The sequence below is a fragment of the Nocardia sp. NPDC050793 genome (genome assembly GCF_040654065.1).
Classification (GTDB): Bacteria; Actinomycetota; Actinomycetes; order Mycobacteriales; family Mycobacteriaceae; genus Nocardia.
This window is the reverse complement of record NZ_JBFAHG010000005.1, coordinates 473,886-490,583: the sequence shown is the minus strand read 5'-3', so window position 1 is coordinate 490,583 and position 16,698 is coordinate 473,886. Positions and strand designations below refer to the sequence as shown.

Below are 16,698 nucleotides of genomic sequence, written 5' to 3'. Positions count from 1 at the left end.
CAATTACTGTAGCCAATGGTACAGTCCTGTGCAGGTTTCTACCAACGGCCAAATCGGCTACTAGCAGGGAAAACTCAAAATGATCCACGTTCGTTTGAGTGGAGCCTCAGCCTTCCAAGCTGATGGTGCGGGTTCGATTCCCGTCACCCGCTCAAAAAACGATTCATACTCGTCGGCGGCGCCCGCCACCGCGAGGCCACGGGGTGTAGCGCAGCTTGGTAGCGCATCCGCTTTGGGAGCGGAGGGTCGCAGGTTCAAATCCTGTCACCCCGACCATCTTTCGACCTTCCCGACCCGATCGTGTTCGGTTCGGTTCGTAAGCCTCGGATTCCTCGCCGGACGGGGCGGTCCGTCCGCTGTCGGCGCGTCTCGACCGAAGAGGAATCCCGGCGCCCCGAGTTCTGTTGGGGGAGAGGGGTACTCGGGGCGTTGCCGGGTGCGGGGGTACTGAGTGTCGGCGCATAGCATCTACCTCCTTTCGGATAGGTGGTGGGCGGGTCAGCTGTAGAGCCTGGTGAGGAAGGCCTCGATGTTCTCGCGGACCCGGTCGATCTTCTCCTCGAGCGTCAAGTCTTCGCGGTAGCGGCTGCCGAGGGCGGGGCGCTTCTTACCGCGCGCATACAGCGAGCAGGCCAGGTCGGCGCACATGTAGGTGCCGATCGAGTTGCCGCGGCGGCCGGAATCGCCCGCCTTGTGCGCGGTCATCAGGACCACGTCGCCGCCGGTGTGCGTGGTCAGGCAGATCGCGCACATCTGCGGCTTGCCGGTCCCGCCCGTTTCGTGGCGCAGGGCGACGCCGATCAGCTGATCGTCCCGAGGAACCACCAGGTAGCAACGGCCGGGCAGCGACGGATCGCCCCAGCCGAGGAAATCGAGATCGTCCCATGGCCGCTCCTCGAGGTCGCGCGGCACGGACAACCGCTTCGCGTCTCCCTTGGAACAGTTGACGAACGACGACCTGATGTCGCGTTCGGTGACAGGTTTCATGGCAGTGTCGACTCCTTTTTCGGTCGATGGCGGACAAACCGACGTGACGTTACGGACCCTGCTGCCCGCGGACAACGGATTTTTCCGACGCGGTTGCGACGCACGGCTGAAGCGTTGGGCGACCAAGCTCGTCGGCCGAGCCTCACGTCTCCGTCGCGGCCCCGGGCAGGAATCCAGCCGTCCAGCGCTGATATCGCACTCTTCCGACCGGCTGCCTCCGCGGGCACGAATCGGCCGACCCGGCGCGGAACTGATCCCACGCGATTGCGATGCTGGCGGCATGACCGATGAGGGCCTGCGCCGGGACGGCCCGCCACGGATCATCGAGATCGACCGGATGATAACCGGGGTCACGGACTTCCTGACGTCCTTCCTCACACAGGCACGAGAAGACCTCGGAATCGGCAGCTCCTGAGACGCACGCGGCGTGCGACTCGCTCTCAGCGGATTGCGGCCAACCGCGTCAGGTGGGTGGCGAGCGCGGGTTCGGTGACGGGGGCCAGCGTGAGATCGGTGCTGGTGGTCAGCAGGTAGCGTCCATCGTCGGTGAAGTCGAGCCAGGTGCGGTGGCGGGTCGGCGGCGACATCGGGTCTTCCGGCATGACGGTGACGGTGATGAAGCCGCGGGCGTCGATCGGCCGGTGCAGCGTCCGGCGCAGGGCGGCGGCGCGCAGCGCGGCCTCGGACTGCTGCCGCCAGTGGTTGGGGTCGTCGTAGAGGACGGCTTCGCGTGGTTCCCGCATCGGGGCGAGCCTGCCCGCGGGCGCGGAGCCCATCGCGGCCACCAAATGCTGCGCGACATTCTTTGCGTGGCAGGCGATCACGGTGACGTCGCAGGCGCCCGCGACGATCACGGTGCCCCACACCAGGTGGGTGGCGCCGAAAGCGAGGATGGGTTCGTCGGCACGCCCGTCCGGCGCGTAGCGGTCGCCGGAGACCGTGATGGTGGTGACGTCCCCGCGGGCGCAGAGGGTGAGCGCGCCGGTCAGGTCAGGGTCGGCGTTGCGCCCGAAGCGTTCGGCGAGTTTGAGTTTGTCCCAGTCGTTCTCGCTGCGGACGGTGCCGCGATAGGCCATGTTGATGGGGTAGGGGCGACGGTCGAGACCGGTCTCCGCCGACCACACGTAGGTGAACTCGTCGGGCGAGAAGACCCACCTCACCGCGCGGCCTCACCGCTCGGATCGGGCGTGCCGAAGACGGGCACGGCGTCGCCGGACGCCACGAGGGTCGAGTTGTAGCCGAAGGTCAGGGTGTCCTGGGCGTCGGCGAGCGCCTCGGCGGCGGCGATATCGTGCGCCATCTTGCGCGGGCCGCCCTCGATGGCCTCCAGCACCGGGTCGGGATTCGGTGCGTAGGGTTCGGGCGGCGGCGCGATGGCGTCTCGGATCGCCTGCGCGGCCGTGGAATTCGCCTCCATCAGCCGGTGCAGCTCGGCGCAGACGTCGCGGACGGCCGCGCCGGCGTGGATGAACTGTTCGGTCGATTCGCGCGCGGCCGCGGCCGCCTCACCGTGCCATTCCGCGAATTCGCGGCGCACTGCGGCCGCGAACGCCGCGAACAACTCGTCGAGCGCCTCGGCGCTCGCCTGCCAGCCCTCGGCGACGCGGCCGAGTTCGGCGGGGCGCAGCGCCTCGTGCACGAGTTCCCAGATCTCCCGATGGGTATAGGCGTCGAAGGACTCCCGATCGGTGACGTACGGCGGGTCGGCCGCCGCATCGACGCGGTCGGGCGCGCTGTTCATGCGCGGTCGTCCAAGCGGTCGGCGGCCAGTTCCAGCGCCGCGCGGTGGGCGGCGTCGGCTTCGGACACCAACTGTCCGGCCGCCAGGTATCCGGCTTTGTAGCGCAGCGTCGCCTCCTGGAGCGCGGACAGCGTATCCGCGAATTCCCTTCCCTTGGCGGCGAACCCGCGAGCGAGCGCGATGCCGGAGGGCAGCTCGGGAAAGCCGTTCACCTCGCCGAGGTCGGCCGTGCGCAGCTGCCGCAATCCGTCCAGGAGCGCGTCGCAGGCGGAGGCGAGTCGCAGCGCCGTCTGCTCCGACATGCGTAGTTCGCCGGTCAGCGCGGCGTCGAACAGTCCGGCGGCCCGTGCCTGTTCCGGTTGCACTGGATTCGGCCCCCTAGTTGTCGCTCGGCACGACGGTCGTGAGCACAGCAGCCTATCAGCGCCCGGCCGTGCCGCTGCGTCGAATGGTGCTCGATTTCGTCGATCGCACAACACCGTCGGCGAGGCGCTGTGCCGGGTCATCCGTGCGCCGCGGACCTGTCGGCGGGCCGGTATCTGTGCCAGGATCGGCACATGTCCTATGTAGCCGACCCGCGTGTCGATGCCTACATCGACGCCCTACCCGACTGGCAGCGGACGATCTGCCGCGAAGTCCGCGATCTGGTGCACGCCGCGGACCCGGAGGTCACGGAGACCGTCAAGCGCAGGGTCCAGCCGTACTTCGTGCTCGACGGCAATATCTGCGCGCTGCTCGCCGCGAAAACCCACGTCAACGTGTTCCTCTACGACGGGGGCATCGTCCCCGATCCGGAGGGCATCATCACCGGCGGGCACGACAACAAGACCGCGCGAACGGTCGCCATCCGCGAGGGCGAGACCGTGAACGCCCGCGCGCTGTCGGCCATGTTCCGCCGGATCATCGCCGACAATCGCGCGGGCGGGTGGCGAAAACTGAAGGGCCGCTGACCCTTCCGGTCAGCTTGCCGCAGCCTTCGGCTTTTCCGGAACAGAGTCTCGGCCGCGGGCGGTGCGGGCGATGCGCTCGGCACGGGCGGCCAGCATCGGCAGGCGGGCATCGCCGACCGACATGGCGTGGTTGCCGAGGTGATTGGTGACGAAAGCGACGGAGAGACCGAGCCCGGGGAACGCGATGCCACCGGATCCGCCGATCCCGAAGTGGCCCAATGCCCTTCGGGTGAGGCGCGGGCCGACTATGGCGCGGTGGTAGCCGAGCGCGAAGTGCGGCGGCGCGCCGAGCACGTAGTCGTAGCGGCTGTTCGGCGGCATCTCCGCGAGGCGGCGGGTCGTCTCGGCGCGCAGCAGCCTGCGGCCGTCCACCATGCCGTCGTTGGCGATCGCGCCGTACATCTTGGCCAGCGCGCGGGCGGTGAACACGCCGTTCCAGCCGGGCATCATCGCGTCGTAGGGGCGGGTGCCGAGCGACATGTCGGCCCAGCCGTCGTAGACCGCGCCGCGCGCGGCATACACCAGTTGCAGCGGCGCGAGCGGTGCGATCAGGCGATCGAGCGGGACCCTGCCGACGCCGAGTCGCGGCGAGAGCTTGGCCACCCTGGGCCGCTCGTGTTCGGGGACGCCGAAGAAGAAGTCGCGCTCGCCCAGCGGTCCGGCGAGTTCCGACCGGACCAGGTCGGTGAAGTCGCGCCCCGTCGCGCGCTGAGCGATCTCGGCCACCAGGGTGCCGAAGGTGATGGCGTGATACCCGGATGCGCGCAGCCGCAACGGGTCCGGCGCGGAAGCCGCCATCGCGGCCGCGACCGCGTCGTGGTTCAGCAGGTCGTGAGGATCGGGCAGCAGGCCACGGATGCGTTGTAGGCCCGAGCGATGGTTCAGCACGTCGCGCAGCGTGATGTCGGCCTTGCCGTTGGACGCGAAATCGCGCCAGTAGTCGGCCACCGGGGAGTCCAGGTCGAGCAGTCCTCGGTCGACGAGCCGATGGGCGACGGTGGCCGCCACGCCCTTGCTGGTCGAGTACGACAGCGCCATGGAGTCGGCTCGCCAGCGTCGGTCGCGGTCCGCCCAGCCCGCCCACACGTCGAGCACCGGCTCGCCGTCCAGGTAGACCGCAAGCGCGCCGCCGCCCTGGCTCCTGCGGCGGAACATGCCGAAGAACTTCGCGGCCAGCCCGGTGAACCGGTCATCGATCAGCATCGTCCGTGCGTCGGCGGCCTCGTACTCCGCGCCGTCTGTGCTGGCAGCAGGCATGGTCAGACTCCTTTGTCTGTCGGCTGCACGCGGTCGAACCGCGCATGCCAGCGCTTGCTCTTGCAAGCGCATTGCTAGCAGACTGTAACGACGGTTATGGTTCGTCCGCAACGGTCGTTCCCGCTGAGTGAGTGAGTACCCAGCGCGAACCGTTCGACGCTTCGGCGCTTCTCGATGCCCGCTCGAGGGACCTACTCAACCGCCGCGACCTGCGGCGATCAGCAGCCGGTCACCGCTGGCAAAGGGTCTCGAACAGCACCCCGGGAGGCGTCGACCGCACGCGAGAAGTCATCCAGCCGTCGCGGCCCCCGTGATCGCGTACCGAAGCCAGCGGCCCGGTGACACCGCGTTCACGGGCCGCTGCCCTCGTCGGCCCGGACCTCGTCGGCGAAGTCCGAGTGCCGACCCGACCGTGCGGTCAGCTCACTGACCATCTCCAGGCGGAGACCTGCGCGCGCACATCTTTTGGCCAGTGATATCGGCGCCGCCCAGGGCCACTCCGACGACGAGGCATGAGCGTCGCCGTTCACAGGCGCGGGTCCACCGGCTCCGATTCGAGGGCCAGCACCGCGAACACTGCCTCGTGCACCCGCCATAGCGGCTCGCCCGCGACGAAGCGGTCCAGCGCCTCCAGTCCGAGCGCGTACTCGCGTAGCGCCATCGACCGCTTGCGCCCGAGACCGCGGGTACGCAGGCGGCGCAGGTTCGGCTCGTGCAGGTACTCCGGGCCGTAGATGATCCGAAGGTATTCGGGTCCACGGCATTTCACGCCCGGCTGGACGAGACGACTGGATTCGTCCCGAGCCGCGGCACTACCTGGCCCCGGAGCGTCCGAAACCGAGGCGTTGCCGTCGGCATCCGGACGGTCGCTCGTGTGCGCACAGGCTCCGGGGTGGTCGACCGCTCGGCTCCTGACCAGAGAGTCGAGCGGCTTCACGACCATTCCCTCGCCGCCCGCGGCGGTGAGTTCGGTCCACCAGGTCGTCGCGGCGGCTTCGTCGCCGGGATCCGCCAGGTCCACCACCATTCGGCGGGTGAGCGTGAACAGCTCCGGATCCGCGCCGACCAGGCGATCGATCACGGCAAGGTGCCAGGCGTGATCACGGGTCGCGTGGTTGACGCCCTCCGCGGCCAGCAGCTGGAATGGCGCGAGGCGCAGCCCGTCCATGCCGTCGGTCGTCCAGCAGTAGCGACCGTAGGCGGCGGTGAAGGCCGCGGCGTCCGCGCGTCGGCCCGCGGTGCGCTCGGCCAGCTCGGTGACGTCGTGGCCGCGCGCGGCGACCGCCGTCAACACCGCCTCGGTGCCGTCGAGCGCGGCCTTGGCTGCGGCGCCGACCGCCGCGTACTGCGACCGCAACAGACCGATCGCCTTCGCCGACCACGGCAGCAGCTCCGCGTCGAGCAGCAGCCATTCGCTGCGCAGCTCCTCGAACAACCCGGCGGCCTCGGCCGCCGCACGGACGCGCGCCAGCAACGTCTCCGTCGCGGCGGGATCGTCGAAGAACGGCCTGCCGGTGCGCGTGTAGATCGCGCCCGTGCCGTTGTCCTCGACGCCGAAACGGTCTCGCGCGACAGTGGCCGAGCGGGTCACCAGAACGACTGCGCGCGAGCCCATGTGCTTCTCCTCGCACACCACGCGGTCCACACCTTCGCCCCGGTAGTAGGCGAACGCCTCGGCCGGGTGCTCGAGGTAGCCGTCCAGCGGCGAGGTCGCGCACGGTGACATCGTCGGCGGCAGGTACACCAGCCAGCGGGGATCGATGGCGAAGCGGCTCATCACCTCCAGGGCCGCTCCCGCGTTCTCCTCCTGCACGCCGACGCGGCCGTGCCTGCGGGTGTGCACGACGCGGCGGCCGATCACGTCATCGAGATCCAGCACGCCGGGATCGCGGTGTGCCACCGTATCGGTGGCCTCTGGAGGCGCCAACGGGCGCGTTGGTGCGTACCAAACCTGTTCGGCCGGAACCGAAACCGGATCCCGCTCGGGATAGCGCAGCGCCGAGAGGCGGCCACCGAACACCACACCGGTGTCCAAGCAGAGCGTGTTGTTCACCCAGCGCAGCTCGGTCACCGGCGTGTGTCCGTACAGCACCGTGGCCCGGCCGCGGTAGTCCTGCGCCCATGGATAGCGCACCGGCAGGCCGTATTCATCTGTCTCCCCGGTGGATTCGCCGTACATGGCGAACGCTCGGACCCGGCCGGACGCGCGGCCTTGGTACTCCTCCTTCAAGCCCGCGTGCGCGACTACGAGGTTGCCGCCATCGAGCACGTAGTGGCTGATCAGTCCGCGGCAGAAGTCGAGCGCCGCCTTGCGGAAGTCCTCGTCCTCGGCCTCGAGCTGGCTCAGCGATTCGGCAAGGCCGTGCGCGACCGTCACCTTCTTCCCGGTGAGGGCGCGCACCAGCTTGTTCTCGTGATTACCGGTGACGCACAACGCCGTTCCCGCGGCGACCATGCCCATCACCAACCGTAGAACACCGGGGGTATCGGGTCCGCGGTCCACCAGGTCGCCGACGAACACCGCGGTGCGTCCGCGCGGATGACGGGCGCCGACCGCGCGTCCGGCCGCGTCGCGCTCCACGGCGTACCCGAGCTCGCCGAGCAGCGTCTCCAGTTCGGCGCGGCAACCGTGCACGTCGCCGATCACATCGAACGGGCCGGTCAGCTCGCGCTTGTCGTTCCACGCCTTCTCGTCGACGAGGGTCGCGCCGTCGATCTCGTCGACCCCGCGCAACACGTACACCTTGCGGAAGCCCTCGCGTTCCAGCCCGCGCAGGCCGCGGCGCAGGTCGCGCTGCTGACGGTGTACCACGTGTGCCGCGAGATGCGACCGATCCGGGCGCAGCGAATTGCGGTGCAGGCACAACGAATCCGGCACATCCAGCACGATCGCCACCGGCAGCACGTCGTGGGCGCGCGCCACCGCGACGAGTTCCTGACGGGCCCGCGGCTGCACGTTCGTGGCATCGATCACCGTGCGCAGTCCGCGGCGCAGCCGGATGCCCGCGATGTGGTGTAGCAGCGCGAAGGCTTCCGGCGTGGCCGACTGGTCGTTCTCGTCGTCGCTGACGATGCCGCGGCAGGCATCCGACGAGACGATCGCGGTGGGCGGGAAGTGCTTGCGCGCGAAGGTGGATTTACCTGAGCCGGTGCTGCCGATGAGTACGACGAGCGAGAGCTCGGGGATGGATAGTTCGGTCATCGCGCGGCTCCTTTCGTGTCCTCGCCGGTGGGCCCGGGTGCTTCGGTCTTGGTGAACAGCGCGAGCTGCGTAGGCGCGCCGAACTCGGGATGCTCGGCGCCGACGGGCCGCAGCCGGACGCGGTAGCCGGTGCGCTGCGCGACGCCGGTCGCCCAGGCGGCGAATTCAGCGCGGGTCCATTCGAACCGGTGATCGTCGTGGCGGAACGTGCCCGCGGGCAGGGTCTCGTAGGCGGTGTTGTATTCCGAGTTCGGCGTCGTCACGACGACGGAACGCGGTGCGGCCGTCGTGAATACGGCGTGCTCCAGCGCGCCGAGCCGTGGCGGGTCGACGTGCTCGATCACCTCCATCAGCACCGCGGCCTCGTAGCCACGCAGTCGCGCGTCGGTATAGGTGAGCGAGCCCTGGAGCAGGGTGAGCCTGCGCGCGGCGCGCTCCGGCATCCGATCCAGCCGCAGCTTGCGCTTGGCGATGTGCAGCGCCCGCATCGACACGTCGATGCCGACGATCTCGGTGAACATCCTGTCCGCCAGCAACTCTCGCAGCAGGGCGCCCTCACCGCAGCCGAGATCCAGCACGCGCCGCGCGCCGACCTCCGCCAGCGCGGCGAGGACAGCGGCCCGCCGCTGCACGGCCAGGGACGGTGCCCGGCCCACGGCTTCGTCGCGGTCCGGATCGGCGCCGCCGTGCTCGGCCGTCATCGAATTTGCGGCACACGCACCTGGGGATGCGCCGTCGCCGGGCGACCGGCCGCGCCCGTCGGCCTCCTCGGTCGCGGTGTCGGACCCGGCGAGTGCGCTGGTCCGCACTGGCGGATCGCCTGGTGAACCGGAGGAGCGTGCCGGGATCGCTGGATTGTCGGGCGAACCGGCGGAGTCCGCGTCATGCAACCCGCTCGCCGGTGCGTCGAGCGGCGAGCCGGAAACGGTGTCGCCCACCGCGTTTTCCGCCTCGACGTAGTCCTCCACCGCGCCGAGTTCGTCCGGATCCGTCTCATCGATCTCCGCCAGGCGCGCCAGCGCCGTGCGGACCAGCGACTGACGCCGGGCCAGGTAGCGCCGGGTGATCCACCCCCGTTCGGGGTGCTCGGCCAACCACCCGCCGCCGGCGCGGATGAGCTTGTCGACCTCGTCGGCGGCCATCCAGTAGTGCTTGGCGCCGTCGAGAACCGGCAGTAGAACGTAGAGGTGCGACAGTGCGTCGGCGAGCCGCATCTCACCGTTCAGCGCCAGCCGCAGGTAGTGCGAATCGCCCCACTCCGGGAAGGCCGGGTCGAGGGGGATCGGGGTTGTCGACACGGTCCAGCCGAGCGGCGCGAACACCCGCTCGGCTACCTCGGCCCCGCCTTTGCACGGCACCGCGGGCAGTTCGATGCGCAATGGCAGCGCGGCGAGCGCGAGTTCGGGGCGCGCCTTGCACTGCCCGTGCAGTGCGGTGCGGAACACCGCGCCGATCGCGACCGACAGCAGCGACGACGCCGCGTACGGCCGGTCGTTGACGTACTGTCCGAGGCTGAAATCCGGTGTGCCACGGGAACGTCCGCGCACCAGGCGGATCGGATCCACCTCGAGGACCAACGCCGCCGTGCAGCGCGCCGGATCGGCCTCCGGGTACACCACGTGCGCGGTGCCGTACGACTGCTCGAACGCCTGCACCCGCTCGGGGTTCTTGTGCAGCAAGAAGCCGAGATCGGTCGCGGGCCAGGCCGCGCCCTCGGGTCGCGTGCAGGTGATCGTCAACAGCATGCTGCGATCGTCGCCGACCTGCCCGGCACCCGCAAGGAAGTTTTCCACAGGTGCCACGTATTTCCATACGGCACAAAAAGATCGGCCGCCGGCCTGTGGACAACAGGCCGCGGCGGCCGGCGCTGTGCGATTATCGGAGACCGGGTTCGGGCCAGGCCCACTCCGCGACGCACGGTATGTCGGTGCCGTTCTCCCTGGTCCAGGCGCGCGCCCGCCAGCGGGCGTCGACCATCTCCTGACGCAGCCCCGCCGCCTTCTCGCGCAGGTCGGGAACCCGGTCGATCACATCCATCACGAGGTGGTAGCGATCCAGGTCGTTGAGCATCACCATGTCGAAAGGCGTTGTGGTGGTGCCCTCTTCCTGGTATCCGCGGACGTGCATCTGGGCGTGGTTGGTGCGCCGGTAGGTCAGTCGGTGGACCAGCCACGGATAGCCGTGGAAGGCGAAGATCACCGGACGATCGGTGGTGAACAGGGTGTCGAACTCGCTGTCCGGCAGACCGTGCGGATGGGCGTCGGCGGGTAGCAGCCGCATCAGGTCGACCACGTTGATGACACGAACCCGTAAGTCCGGCAACAGGTTACGCAGAATCGCCGCGGCGGCGAGCGTCTCCAGCGTCGGCACGTCGCCCGCACACGCCAGCACGACGTCCGGTGTGCTGCCGAGAGTGTCGTTGTTGCCCGCCCAGTCCCAGATGCCGACGCCGCGCGCGCAGTGCATCGCCGCGTCGGGGACCGACAGCCAATCCTCCTGCGGCTGCTTGCCCGCCACCACCACGTTGACGTAGTGCCGCGAGCGCAGGCAGTGGTCGTAGACCGAGAGCAGCGTGTTGGCGTCCGGCGGCAGGTACACCCGCACGATCTCGGGCTTTTTGTTCAGCACCACGTCCAGGAAGCCGGGGTCCTGGTGGGTGAACCCGTTGTGGTCTTGGCGCCAGACGTGCGAGGACAGCAGATAGTTCAGGCTGGCGATGGGCCGCCGCCACGGCACCTCCGCGCTGGCGTCCAGCCACTTGGCATGCTGGTTGAACATCGCGTCGACGATATGGATGAACGCCTCGTAGCAGGTGAACACGCCGTGCCTGCCGGTCAAGAGATATCCCTCCAGCAGGCCCTGGCACATGTGTTCGGAGAGCACCTCGATCACCCGGCCGGTGCGGTCGAGCCCGACGTCGTACTCGCCGATCTGGGCCTGCCAGTCGCGTCCGGTGACCTCGAGGATGTCCTGGAGCCGGTTGCTGGCCAGCTCGTCGGGCGCGAAGGTCAGGAAGTTGTCCGGATTGCGGCGGGTCACCTCGCGCAGCCAGCCGCCGAGCACCCGGGTGGCCTCGTGTTTCGTGCCGCCCGGCGCGGCCACCTCGACGCCGAAATCGCGCCAGTCCGGCAGGCGCAGATCGCGAACGAGCATGCCGCCGTTGGCTACCGGGTTCGCGCTCATCCGCCGATCACCCTCCGGCACCTGCTCGAGCAGTTCCGGCGCCGGGCAGCCCTCGGCGTCGAACAGTTCATCCGGCCGGTAGGAGCGCAGCCATTGCTCGAGCACCTGGCGGTGCGAATCGTTGCCGCGCGCGGCGGGCAGCGGCACCTGGTGCGCGCGGAAGGTGCCCTCGACCGGGTCGCCGTCGACGACCGGTGGGCAGGTCCAACCCTTCGGGGTGCGCAACACGATCATCGGCCAGCTGACCGGACCGCCGTCGGCGCCTGCCCTTGCGGCCTGCTGGATGCGCTCGATCCGGTCGAGGCAGCCGTCCATCGCGCGGGCCATCGCCTGGTGCACCGTCGCCGGGTCGTCGCCCGCGACGACGATCGGCTGATAGCCGCATCCGCGCAGCAGTTCCACCAGCTCGTTCTCCGGAATCCTTGCCAGAATGGTCGGATTGGCGATCTTGTACTGGTTGAGCGCAAGTATCGGCAGCACCGCGCCGTCGCGCCCCGGGTTGATGAACTTGTTGGCGTGCCAGCTGGCCGCGAGCGGGCCGGTCTCGGCCTCGCCGTCGCCGACCACGCAGAACACGGTCAGGTCCGGATTGTCCAGCGCCGCGCCGTAGGCGTGCAGAAGGGAATAGCCCAGCTCGCCGCCCTCGTGGAAGGAGCCGGGCGTCTCGGGCGCGCAGTGGCTCGGCACACCGCCGGGAAAGGAGAACTGGGCGAACAGCGCGCCCATGCCCTCGGCATCCCGCGGAATGTGGCTGTAGAGCTCGGAATAGGTGCCCTCCAACCAGGCGCACGCGTTCGGGCCCGGCCCGCCGTGCCCGGGCCCCGCGACGAACACCGCGCTCAGCGCGCGCTGGCGGATCGCCCGATTGGCGTGCGCCCACACCAGATTCAGCCCGGGCACCGTGCCGAAGTGGCCCAGCAGCCGCGGCTTGATGTGCTCGGGTCGCAGGCCTTCGCGCAGCAGCGGATTCTTCATCAGATAGATCTGGCCGACGGAGAGGTAGTTCGCCGCGCGCCACCAGGCGTCGATCGCGGTCAGCTCCGCGCGATCCAGCGGGCCGGGCGCCTCGTCCAGCCGATAGGGCCGTGGCGCGATGGAGACGCCCCCCTGTGCGCCGACATTGTCCGCCGAGGTGTCGCCCCCGGCACTGGCCATCTGGGTCATTCGCCGACTCTCCTCACGCTCGCTGGGAAATCCGTCTCACCGGCGGCATTACCAGTTTCCCTGCCGTGACACCGCGACACGGCCGGAAAGCGTCGCTGGGCGCGGGGGCGTCCGGTGGTCTAGGGTCCGCCGCATGCACACACTCGGCAGGATCATCGGTGTCGGCGCCATCGCCGCGGCCGCGTTCACGCTGGCCGCCTGCGGCTCCGACGACAAGGACACCGCCGCCACCACCACGACGGCAGGCACCGGCGCCGTCGCGCAGGCGAAGTACGGCCGGGAATGCACCGCCGAAGACATCGGGGTGACGGGCGGCTTCGGCGAGACGCCGATCGTGACCATCCCTGGCGACTGCGACCCGCCCACCACACTGATCACGAAGGACTTGGTGGAAGGCAGCGGTCCCGGCGCGGTGGCGGGCCAGCCGCTCACCATGAACTACGTGCTGGTCACCTGGTCGGACAAGAAGAAGCTGGACAGCTCGTTCGACCGCGGCAAGCCCTTCCAGCTGGACCTCGGCGCCGGTGAGGTCATCCCCGGCTGGGACCAGGGCCTCGTCGGTGTCCAGCAGGGCGCGCGCAGGCTGCTGATCATCCCGCCGAACCTGGGCTACGGCGCGGGCAGCGGCGGCATCAAACCCAACGAGACGCTGGTCTTCGTCACCGACGCGGTGGGCGTCGGCAACTGAACGCGGCCGGTCACGGCACGACCGGGGGTGCCGCGCCGTGACCGATTGCAGGCCGCATCGGCCGGTCAACTACCCTGGCAGGGATGCGTACGCGCACCCCGCTGGGAGTCGCGCCTCAACCCGAAGAACAACGAACCAAGGAGCATGTCCGTGAAGAGCACCGTCGAGCAGCTGAGCCCGACCCGGGTCCGGATCAATGTCGAGGTGCCCTTCGAGGAACTGAAGCCGGACTTCGACCGCGCCTACAAGGCTCTCGCCAAGCAGGTCCGCATCCCCGGCTTCCGCCCGGGTAAGGCCCCCGCCAAGCTCCTCGAAGCCCGCCTCGGCCGCGGCGCCGTCCTCGAGCAGGTCGTCAACGACGTGCTGCCAGGCCGCTACAGCGAGGCCGTCACCACCTCCGAGGTGAAGGTCATCGGCCAGCCCGATATCGAGATCACCAAGATCGAGGACGGCCAGGAGCTGGCCTTCACCGCCGAGGTCGACGTGCGCCCCGAGATCGACCTGCCGAGCTACGAGGACATCGAGGTCACCGTCGAGGCGTTCAGCATCGGCGACGAGGACATCGAGGAGCAGCTCACCTCACTGCGTCAGCGCTTCGGCACCCTGACCGGCGTCGAGCGCGCGGTCGAGAACGGCGACTTCGTCTCCATCGATCTGGCCGCCACGGTGGACGGCCAGGAGGTGGCCGACGCCGCCACCAGCGGCCTGTCCCACGAGGTCGGCTCCGGCCAGCTCATCGAGGGCCTCGACGAGGCGATCATCGGCCTCTCGGCCGGTGAGTCGAAGGAGTTCACCTCCACGCTGGTCGCAGGCGAGCACGCTGGTAAGGATGCCGTCATCACCGTGACGGTGCAGTCGGTGAAGCAGCGCGAGCTGCCCGAGGCCGACGACGAGTTCGCCCAGCTCGCTTCCGAGTTCGACACCCTCGACGAGCTCAAGGAAGACCTGAAGAGCCGCGTCGAGCGGGGCAAGAAGGTGCAGCAGGCGGGCGAGATCCGCGACAAGGTCCTGGAGACGCTGCTGGAGCAGACCGATGTGCCGCTGCCGGAGAAGGTCGTCCAGGCCGAGATCGACGCCGTGCTGCACGACGCCGTGCACGGCTTCGACCACGACGAGGACAAGCTGGCCGAGGCGCTCGAGGCCCAGGGCTCCAGCCGCGAGGAGTTCGACAAGGACACCAAGGAAGCCGCCGAGAAGTCGGTGAAGACCCAGCTGCTGCTGGACGCCATCGCCGAGGCGGAGAACACCCAGGTCGGCCAGGAGGAGCTCACCGAGCGGATCCTGTTCCAGTCGCAGCGCTACGGCCTGTCGCCGGAGCAGTTCATCCAGCAGGTGCAGCAGGCCGGTCAGCTCGGCGCCGTGTTCGCCGACGTTCGCCGCGGCAAGGCGCTGGCCGGTGTGGTCGGTAAGGTGAAGGTCACCGATTCCGAAGGCAACGCCGTGGACACCGCCGAAATGTTCGGCGCGCCTGCGGATTCCGCCGACGAGACCGAGGCCGCGGAGAGCGCCGAGTAAATCCGTGGAACAGCAGCGCAGATTACGGCCGTGTGGTTTTGTGATTGCGCCGTGAGCGAGCGTAGCGAGTGAACCAGAATCGCAGCGCGCCCTCGCGCACAGTGCGGCTGAGCGCCAGCGAAGTTGCGCTGTGAGCGAAGAAAGGGCGGTACCGGGAGTTCGGTGCCGCCCTTCTTCGTTAATGTTTGTGACAGACGAACCAGTGATGGCTGTGTGGCACTCAGCGCTGTTTAGCTTTCAGTGACAAGCCGGTGAGAAGAGAAGGCAGGTATCCGTGACAATCAACCAGGCAGGGGTCATGACATCCGCGACTGCTGGTCTCAACCTCAGTGATTCGGTGTACGAGCGCCTGCTGCGGGAGCGCATCATCTTCCTCGGCACCCAGGTGGACGACGACATCGCGAACAAGCTGTGCGCGCAGATTCTGCTGCTCTCGGCGGAGGATCCGACCAAGGACATCGCGCTCTACATCAACTCGCCCGGCGGCTCGGTGACGGCTGGCATGGCCATCTACGACACCATGCAGTTCGCCGAGTGCGACATCGCGACCTACGGCATGGGCCTGGCCGCCTCGATGGGCCAGTTCCTGCTGACCGCGGGCACCAAGGGCAAGCGCTACGCGCTGCCGCACGCGCGCATCATGATGCACCAGCCCTCGGCGGGCATCGGCGGTTCCGCGGCCGACATCGCGATCATGGCCGAGCAGTTCGCCCACACCAAGCGCGAGCTCAACGAGCTGCAGGCGCTGCACACCGGCAGGTCGGTGGAGCAGGTCACCGCCGACGCCGACCGCGACCGCTGGTTCACGGCGAAGGATGCCCTCGAGTACGGGTTCATCGACCACGTGATCAGCCACGCCAACCAGGCCAACGGCGCAGCCAAGTGAGCGGTGGGCCGCACTAGTTCCGGCCCGCCCCGTCAGTGAACCGTCGTTGAACACACAGACTTTGGAGACGAAATGGCTCTGATCGACCCACGCGCCGGCCTCTCCGGCATCGCGCCTGCCTCGCCGCAGTCGCGCTACATCCTGCCTTCGTTCATCGAGCACTCGAGCTTCGGTGTCAAGGAATCCAACCCGTACAACAAGCTGTTCGAGGAGCGCATCATCTTCCTCGGCGTGCAGGTCGACGACGCCTCGGCGAACGACATCATGGCGCAGCTGCTGGTGCTGGAATCGCTGGATCCCGACCGCGACATCACGATGTACATCAACTCGCCGGGTGGTTCGTTCACCTCGCTGATGGCCATCTACGACACCATGCAGTACGTGCGCGCCGACGTCGCCACGGTCTGCCTCGGCCAGGCCGCCTCCGCCGCGGCCGTGCTGCTCGCCGCCGGCACCCCCGGCAAGCGCGCCTGCCTGCCCAACGCCCGCGTGCTGATCCACCAGCCTTCGCTGGAGGGTGGCATCCAGGGTCAGGTGTCGGACCTGGAGATCCAGGCCGCCGAGATCGAGCGCATGCGTCGCCTGATGGAGACCACGCTGGCCCGGCACACCGGCAAGGACGCGGACACCATCCGCAAGGACACCGACCGCGACAAGATCCTGACGGCCGAGGAGGCCAAGGAGTACGGGATCATCGACACGGTGTTCGACTACCGCAAACTCAGCGCGCAGAAGTAGAGATGCTCGCGGGCGGCGCCGAATCCGGCGATCGCTCGCAAGTTGCTGTGCGTCAGGCGAATCCGGCCGGACAGCGTGCCGACAACACACTGTCCGGCAGCTTCCGCTACGGTGACATCGACCGTTCGCGAGGGTGGCGAACGGCGCGAACACCGTGGCGGTCGGCCGGATGCCGGGACCGGCCTCTCACGAGCGGAACGTGTTTCTATGTCGTGAGAACTCGCACAACCCCGGCGAGAAACATGCTCGAGTTGTCGACCTCCGTCGCGCACACCGGGTACGGTCGACCTAGGGACCTTTGCTCTCGGTTGACGGCATAGCTCGACCCGCCCGAATTACTCGAAGTGTTCGCGATTACACCCGAGTTCGGCGGATTGCTGGCAACCT

14 protein-coding genes and 1 tRNA gene are annotated in these 16,698 nt (G+C 68.8%); 7 read left to right on the top strand and 8 right to left on the bottom strand.

Annotation, left to right across the window (positions count from 1 at the left end):
* Window positions 1–199: 199 nt before the first annotated feature.
* A tRNA-Pro gene (locus tag AB0H50_RS20305) sits at window positions 200–276 on the top strand.
* Between the two features lie 222 nt (window positions 277–498).
* Here the strand turns inward: AB0H50_RS20305 and AB0H50_RS20300 are convergent.
* The gene (locus AB0H50_RS20300; protein ID WP_357454640.1) at window positions 499–987 is read right to left on the bottom strand and encodes an FBP domain-containing protein; all 489 of its coding nucleotides are present in this window, start codon (window positions 985–987) and stop codon (window positions 499–501) included.
* A 280-nt stretch (window positions 988–1,267) separates the two neighbouring features.
* Here AB0H50_RS20300 and AB0H50_RS20295 point away from each other — a divergent pair, with 280 nt between their 5' ends.
* On the top strand, window positions 1,268–1,402 hold the full coding sequence (locus tag AB0H50_RS20295; RefSeq protein ID WP_357454637.1) for a hypothetical protein: 135 nt from the start codon (window positions 1,268–1,270) through the stop codon (window positions 1,400–1,402).
* 25 nt (window positions 1,403–1,427) lie between these two features.
* Here AB0H50_RS20295 and AB0H50_RS20290 read toward each other — a convergent pair whose 3' ends face one another.
* Genes AB0H50_RS20290 through AB0H50_RS20280 form a run of 3 tightly spaced genes read right to left on the bottom strand, consistent with a single transcriptional unit; the run spans window position 1,428 to window position 3,093 of the window.
* On the bottom strand, window positions 1,428–2,147 hold the full coding sequence (locus AB0H50_RS20290; protein WP_357454634.1) for an ESX secretion-associated protein EspG: 720 nt from the start codon (window positions 2,145–2,147) through the stop codon (window positions 1,428–1,430).
* A complete protein-coding gene (locus tag AB0H50_RS20285; protein WP_357454631.1) occupies window positions 2,144–2,728 on the bottom strand; it encodes a hypothetical protein in 585 nt (194 codons plus the stop codon). Before AB0H50_RS20285 ends, AB0H50_RS20290 begins: the two co-directional genes overlap by 4 nt.
* The gene (locus tag AB0H50_RS20280) at window positions 2,725–3,093 is read right to left on the bottom strand and encodes a hypothetical protein (protein ID WP_357454628.1); all 369 of its coding nucleotides are present in this window, start codon (window positions 3,091–3,093) and stop codon (window positions 2,725–2,727) included. Before AB0H50_RS20280 ends, AB0H50_RS20285 begins: the two co-directional genes overlap by 4 nt.
* A gap of 192 nt (window positions 3,094–3,285) precedes the next feature.
* Here AB0H50_RS20280 and AB0H50_RS20275 point away from each other — a divergent pair, with 192 nt between their 5' ends.
* Window positions 3,286–3,678 carry a DUF1801 domain-containing protein gene (locus AB0H50_RS20275; RefSeq protein WP_357454626.1) on the top strand — a complete coding sequence of 131 codons (393 nt, stop codon included), beginning with the start codon at window positions 3,286–3,288 and terminating at the stop codon, window positions 3,676–3,678.
* A 9-nt stretch (window positions 3,679–3,687) separates the two neighbouring features.
* Here AB0H50_RS20275 and AB0H50_RS20270 read toward each other — a convergent pair whose 3' ends face one another.
* The 4 genes from AB0H50_RS20270 to AB0H50_RS20255 form a co-directional block, all read right to left on the bottom strand.
* Window positions 3,688–4,935 (bottom strand): serine hydrolase domain-containing protein, encoded by a 1,248-nt coding sequence (locus AB0H50_RS20270; RefSeq protein ID WP_357454623.1) that lies wholly within the window; start codon window positions 4,933–4,935, stop codon window positions 3,688–3,690.
* 526 nt (window positions 4,936–5,461) lie between these two features.
* The gene (locus AB0H50_RS20265; protein ID WP_357454620.1) at window positions 5,462–8,137 is read right to left on the bottom strand and encodes a polynucleotide kinase-phosphatase; all 2,676 of its coding nucleotides are present in this window, start codon (window positions 8,135–8,137) and stop codon (window positions 5,462–5,464) included.
* Complete coding sequence (locus tag AB0H50_RS20260; protein ID WP_357455347.1) at window positions 8,134–9,882, bottom strand: 3' terminal RNA ribose 2'-O-methyltransferase Hen1; 1,749 nt, start codon at window positions 9,880–9,882, stop codon at window positions 8,134–8,136. Before AB0H50_RS20260 ends, AB0H50_RS20265 begins: the two co-directional genes overlap by 4 nt.
* 130 nt (window positions 9,883–10,012) lie before the next feature.
* Window positions 10,013–12,484 carry a phosphoketolase family protein gene (locus AB0H50_RS20255; RefSeq protein WP_357454618.1) on the bottom strand — a complete coding sequence of 824 codons (2,472 nt, stop codon included), beginning with the start codon at window positions 12,482–12,484 and terminating at the stop codon, window positions 10,013–10,015.
* Window positions 12,485–12,617: 133 nt separating this feature from the next.
* On the opposite strand from AB0H50_RS20255, the gene AB0H50_RS20250 reads away from it, so the two are divergent.
* The 4 genes from AB0H50_RS20250 to AB0H50_RS20235 all read left to right on the top strand — a co-directional run bounded on the left by AB0H50_RS20250 (window position 12,618) and on the right by AB0H50_RS20235 (window position 16,311).
* A complete protein-coding gene (locus AB0H50_RS20250; protein ID WP_357454615.1) occupies window positions 12,618–13,172 on the top strand; it encodes an FKBP-type peptidyl-prolyl cis-trans isomerase in 555 nt (184 codons plus the stop codon).
* Window positions 13,173–13,322: 150 nt separating this feature from the next.
* Window positions 13,323–14,687, top strand: coding sequence for a trigger factor (gene tig, locus AB0H50_RS20245; protein WP_357454612.1), 1,365 nt, complete (start codon window positions 13,323–13,325; stop codon window positions 14,685–14,687).
* 298 nt (window positions 14,688–14,985) lie between these two features.
* A complete protein-coding gene (locus AB0H50_RS20240; RefSeq protein WP_357454609.1) occupies window positions 14,986–15,573 on the top strand; it encodes an ATP-dependent Clp protease proteolytic subunit in 588 nt (195 codons plus the stop codon).
* A 72-nt stretch (window positions 15,574–15,645) separates the two neighbouring features.
* Entirely contained in the window at window positions 15,646–16,311 is a 666-nt protein-coding gene (locus tag AB0H50_RS20235; RefSeq protein ID WP_067787453.1) for an ATP-dependent Clp protease proteolytic subunit, read from the top strand.
* Window positions 16,312–16,698: the final 387 nt, after the last annotated feature.